Below are 1,243 nucleotides of genomic sequence, written 5' to 3'. Positions count from 1 at the left end.
ACCAGGTCCCATAGTTGCTGCGGGGTGGTGACGCCGCCGGGGTAGCGGCAGCCCATCCCCACGATCGCAATCGGCTCCGCTTCCTCCGATTCGGCCTCGTGCAGCCGCTGGCGCGTCTGGTGGAGTTCGGCGATGACGCGGGTGAGGTATTCGCGGAGTGTGTCTTCCATTCCCATTTGTACGTCGCCCCTCAGATTGCTCAGGAGATGTTGAGGTCGTCGTCGACCAGCTTGAAAAGTTCCTCGTTCGTCGCCGACCGGAGATCGTCGAGGATGTTCGCCTCGTCCGCCGGGGAGTCGAATCTGCTGAGCTTGGCCAGCAGGCCCTGCAGCCGCTTGGTGATCTTCGTGCCGGCGATGTCCTCCCCGGTGATGGCCGCCAGCGTGCTCTCCAGCGTGTCGAGCTGATGGAGGACCAGCTGCGGCGCCGAGGGGACGAGCTGGGATCTGAGGTGTCGGGCGAGAGCGTGCGGTGTGGGGTAGTCGAAGACGAGGGTGGCGGGCAGGCGGTGCCCGGTGGCATCGGCCAGCCCGTTGCGCAGTTCGACCGCGGTGAGGGAGTCGAAGCCCAGTTCGCTGAATGGCCGGCTGGTGTCCACGCTCTCCGGGGACGCATGCGCCAGGACCGCCGCGGTGGTGTTCCGGACCAGCTCCAGCACGCGTTTGTCCTGCTCGTCGGGGGCGAGCACCGCCAGCTGGTCGGCCAGGCCGGTGTTCCTCGTGCCCGCGGTCGCGGTGGGCCGGGCGGTGCCGCTTCGGACGAGCGCGGTGAACAGCGGCGGGGCCGAGCCGGTCAGGCGGCGGAGGTTGATCGGGGTGGCCAGCAGATGGGGACGGGGCGACCGGACGGCGGCGTCGAAGAGCGCCAGACCCTGCTCGTCGGTGATGGGGGTCATCCCGCTGCGGGTGAGGCGGTTGCGGTCGGTGTCGGTGAGGTGCCCGGTCATGCCGGTGTCCTGCTGCCAGTAGCCCCATCCGATCGATTGGCCCGGCAGACCCTCGGCCTGCCGGTACGCGGCGAGGGCGTCGAGGAACGCGTTGGCCGCTGCGTAGCCGGCCACTCCCGGAGGGCCGAAGGTCGCGGCGGCGGAGGAGAACAGGACGAAGGCGCTCAGGGGAAGGTGGCGGGTGTGGTGGTGCAGGTTCCAGGCGGCGTCGACTTTGGGGGCGAAGACCTTGTCGATCTGTTCGGGGGTCAGTGAGGTTGCGATGGCGTCGTCGATGACCCCGGCCGCGTGGATGAC

Annotated in this window: 2 protein-coding genes; both read right to left on the bottom strand. The window is 69.2% G+C overall.

The genetic code is table 11. From position 1 onward, the window contains the following. On the bottom strand, nt 1-170 hold a 170-nt coding region (locus IEZ03_RS38955; protein ID WP_373293737.1), incomplete at its 3' end, for a polyketide synthase docking domain-containing protein. A gap of 29 nt (nt 171-199) precedes the next feature. Continuing rightward, nucleotides 200-1,243 (bottom strand): beta-ketoacyl reductase (locus tag IEZ03_RS37185; protein ID WP_189241292.1); only part of this gene is annotated, 1,044 nt, incomplete at its 5' end.

The organism is Actinomadura livida (genome assembly GCF_014648675.1).
GTDB classification, from domain to species: Bacteria; Actinomycetota; Actinomycetes; order Streptosporangiales; family Streptosporangiaceae; genus Spirillospora; species Spirillospora livida.
The sequence above is the reverse complement of the archived record's forward strand: the minus strand, read 5'-3'. Positions and strand labels throughout refer to the sequence as shown.